The organism is Stenotrophomonas sp. P5_B8 (assembly GCF_054049855.1).
On the sequence record NZ_JBFULO010000381.1, the window covers coordinates 1 to 3,764 of the forward strand.

Here is a 3,764-nt window from a genome sequence, read left to right on the forward strand (position 1 = left end):
CAGTATCTCTTGGCGGGCAGGGGGATCACCCAAGCCGAAGTACGCCGTTTTTCAGTACGCGATGCCGAACGCCTGCCGTTGTATGAGCAGCGTCTGGAGGTGTTTGCCGATGTGCTGCGTGCGCTGGCCTTGCAGGCGCCGCCGAACGTAGGTGAGGGAGGCTGGCTTCGACGGCTGCCTGCGTTGTGGCGCGCGGCGCGGCTGGGCCGCCAGCTGCAGTCGCTCAGCCCGGCACTGCAGCAGGAACTGCTGGACCTGTTCACGATCTCTGCGGCGGAGTACCTGGACCGCTGGTTCGAAAGCGATGCGATCAAGGCGCTGTTCGGTTTCGATGGCGTGGTGGGCAACTACGCCAGCCCTTATGCGGCCGGCACGGCCTACGTGCTGCTGCACCACGCCTTTGGGGAGAGCAACGGCGTCAAAGGCGCCTGGGGCCACGCGATCGGCGGCATGGGCGCGATCACCCAGGCGATGGCGCGCGCGGCGACGGCCGCCGGTGCCAGCATCCGGGTGGATGCGGGCGTGGCGTGTGTGCTTGTCGAAAACGGTCGGGCGGTYGGTGTTGAAACCTTGGATGGCCAGCACATCCGTGCACGCGCGGTGGTGGCCAACGTCAATCCGAAACTGTTGTACGAACAGCTGCTGGCGCCGGAGGAAGTGCCCGTCGCCACCCGCGAACGCATGGCGCAGTGGCGCTGTGGCTCGGGCACGTTCCGCATGAACGTGGCGCTCTCGCGCCTGCCCGATTTCAGCGTGCTGCCGGGGCCAGGCGACCACCTGACCGGGGGCATCATCATCGCTCCGTCGCTGGACTACATGGATCGCGCTTTTCAGGACGCGCGCGCGCACGGGTGGTCGCACGAGCCGATCGTGGAGATGCTGATTCCGAGCACGCTGGACGATTCGCTGGCACCGCCCGGCCAGCACGTGGCCAGCCTGTTCTGCCAGCACGTGGCCCCCCACTTACCGGATGGACGCAGCTGGGACGATCATCGCGAGGAAGTGGCGGATCTGATGATCGCCACGGTGGAGAAGCACGCGCCGGGCTTTGCGGCGTCGGTGCTGGGGCGTCAGGTGTTGAGTCCGCTGGATCTGGAACGCATCTTCGGCCTGATCGGCGGCGACATCTTCCATGGCGCGCTGAGCCTCAACCAGCTGTTCAGCGCGCGGCCTATGGTGGGGCAGGCCGATTATCGGGGGGCGTTGCCGGGATTGTATCTGTGTGGCGCCGGCGCGCATCCCGGTGGCGGTGTGACCGGAGCGCCCGGGCACAATGCCGCGCAGGTGATCCTGCGCGGGTGACCTTAGCGTACATACGACATCGGCCACTTGCGTGGCCGATGCGTGTTGCGTCGCTGCGTGGCGCTGGGGTCAGAGACCGCCGCCGCCGCAGCCCTTGCCGAGGTAATCATCGATCAACTGGAGCTGGTCGCCCATGATCTTGCGGGTCCACGCCGGGCCGTGTGCGTAGTCGGCAATGGCGTGGTACTCCACCGGCTGGCCAGAGTTCTTGGCCTTGGCCACGAACCACTCGGACTGCTCGATGGGCACCGTCTGATCGCGATCGCCGTGGTAGACCATCAGCGGAATCTTCATCTCTGCCGCCTTGTCCAGCGGGTTGAGCCCGTCCACGGTCTTGGCCTGCGCCTGGCGGAAGAAGGGATTGGTGTAGAACCGTGCCCAGATCTTCTTGATGTCCGACACGCCGGCGCCGGCGATGGCACACTTGTACAGTCCATTCGGACGCACCGACGCTGCGAACGCGGCATAGCCACCGTAGGAGAAGCCGAACATGGCGATGTGGCCAGGCTGCGCGATCTTCTGGTCGATCATCCACCTGGCGCCGTCATCCTTGTCGTCCTGCATCTTCTGGCCCCATTCGGCATCACCGGCCATCCAGAGCTGGCGGCCCCAATCGGCCGAGCCACGGAACTGTGGCCGCAGTACTGCCATGCAGCGCGATGCCATCAGTGGCACCCACATGGATCCATCGAAACCAAGGTTGTCGCGCCCCCACGGGCCGCCATGCGGATGCACGACCGCCTTCCATGGGCCAGCACCGCACATCTCGACGTTCGGCGTGGTCAGGAAGGCGGGAATGTCCAGTCCATCGCGGGCTTTGTAGTACACCAGGCGGGTATCGCCGAGCGCCGCAGGGTCCACGTCCGGGTAGGACTTGGCCAACAGTGTCAGCTTGCCGTTGTGGAACAGGTAGTACTCCGGCGGGTTGGACGGACCGGACACGACGACGACCACGGTCTTCAGGTCCGCCGTGTGATCGACCAGCCGCAGGTTGCGACCCGTATCGTAGTTGGTGGTAGCGCTCTGGCCGGTAGCCAGATCGACCAGCCGCAGCGGTGTCTGGGTGATTCCCAGCGCTTGACGCAGGCCCAGGTCCAACGCCTTGAGTCGCGGTGAGGTCCACTCCACGTCATAGCCGAGCGGGCCGCTGTAGTCCACCCCGAGAATCTCGCCCAGTGGCAGGCCTTCCACCCCCTTGAAGCGATTCATTTCCAGACCGCTGGCGTTGAAGTACTTGTGCTCGAACAACACTTCCTTCTGCTGGCGCGCGGCGATGTCGTACTCGTACACGATCGACTTGTCGCGTCCAACATTGCTCAATACGAATGCGATGTTGGCGTCGTTGGCGAAACCGATCACCTGGTTGACGTCGCGGTCCTTCACGTAGGAACGGAAGTGCTGCTCCCAGGTGTTGGTCTGCGGGTTGCGGAACTCGGTGGCGATGTAGGCGCCGTTGCCATCCAGGTCCTGGCGCAGGCGCGCGCGCAGGTTGCTGTCCAGGTCGGTGATGTAGCCGGCCACGCGCTCTTCGGTTTTCTGGATACGTTGCGCGGTGAAGTCGCGCACATTGACCTTGTAGACGTCACCGGAATTGCTGCCCGAACCGTTGACCACCAGGATGTGGTCCGGGTCGTTGGGCAGCGTATCCAGTACGGTCGAATTGGAGAGCGCCTGCTCCAGTTCCTCGTTGCGGCTGGTCACGCGCGGCGGTGCAATGGGTTCCTTCCACTGCTTGCCTTCAATATCGGTGATGAAGAACTTGCTGATGAAGGTCTTGGTGACGCTGTCCTGGCGCAGGTCGTAGGGCTGCCAGAGCGTTACCGCCAGCAGTCCGTTCTTGATGAAGGTAACGCCTTGGAACTTCATGCGTCCGGCGCCGATCACCGTCGGGGCCTGATCGAGTGCATCGGTTTTCCAGACCAGGATGACGCGTTCCTCGCCCTTGGCCTGCAGCCCGGCAAGGTAGCGGCCGTCGGGTGAGAGGGAGAGGCTGGAAACCTGTGGGAACGCGGCGAGCTGCTGGATGCTGGGGGGTGTGGGCTTGGCATGGCTCACCAGCGGCATCGCCAGTGCAATCGCCAGTACGCTGGCGGTCAAAGCGTTGAGGTGCATGGAGGCTGTTCCTTCCTGGACTGTTGGAAGAGGCAAAAAAAAACCGCCGCCCGGGAGGGCGGCGGCTTCATCCCACGATCAGAAGCTCTTGCTGATGTTCACGAAGTAGGTGCGGCCGACGTAGTCATAGCCGCTGTACAACGGGGCATTGCCCACGCGATTCAGGGCGCCCGACGAAATCATCGGCGGCTCCTCGTTGCGCAGGTTGCGCACACCGGCCGTGACGGACCACTTGTCGCCGGTGTATTCGGTCGACAGCGCGTGCAGGAAGTAGCTCGGCACGTCGAACTTGTAGATCGAGGTTTCCTTGTCCAGCTCGTAGTAGTCGTAGCTCTGCATCTTGTTGACCC

Annotated in this window: 3 protein-coding genes; 1 reads left to right on the forward strand and 2 read right to left on the reverse strand. The window is 64.0% G+C overall.

The features are described from left to right. Nucleotides 1-1,302 (forward strand): phytoene desaturase family protein (locus tag ACXJKH_RS16720; RefSeq protein ID WP_457320992.1); only part of this gene is annotated, 1,302 nt, incomplete at its 5' end. 69 nt (nt 1,303-1,371) lie between these two features. Here ACXJKH_RS16720 and ACXJKH_RS16725 read toward each other — a convergent pair. Both ACXJKH_RS16725 and ACXJKH_RS16730 read right to left on the reverse strand, forming a co-directional pair. Next, nucleotides 1,372-3,414, reverse strand: a complete 2,043-nt coding sequence (locus ACXJKH_RS16725) for an alpha/beta hydrolase family protein (protein WP_457320994.1) — start codon at nt 3,412-3,414, stop codon at nt 1,372-1,374. A gap of 78 nt (nt 3,415-3,492) precedes the next feature. Further along, nucleotides 3,493-3,764 (reverse strand): hypothetical protein (locus ACXJKH_RS16730; protein ID WP_457320996.1); only part of this gene is annotated, 272 nt, incomplete at its 5' end.

Bases quoted from the DNA above. Each gene is read 5' to 3' on its own strand.
- ACXJKH_RS16725 (WP_457320994.1), bottom strand. From the start codon at position 3,414: ATGCACCTCAACGCTTTGACCGCCAGCGTACTGGCGATTGCACTGGCG.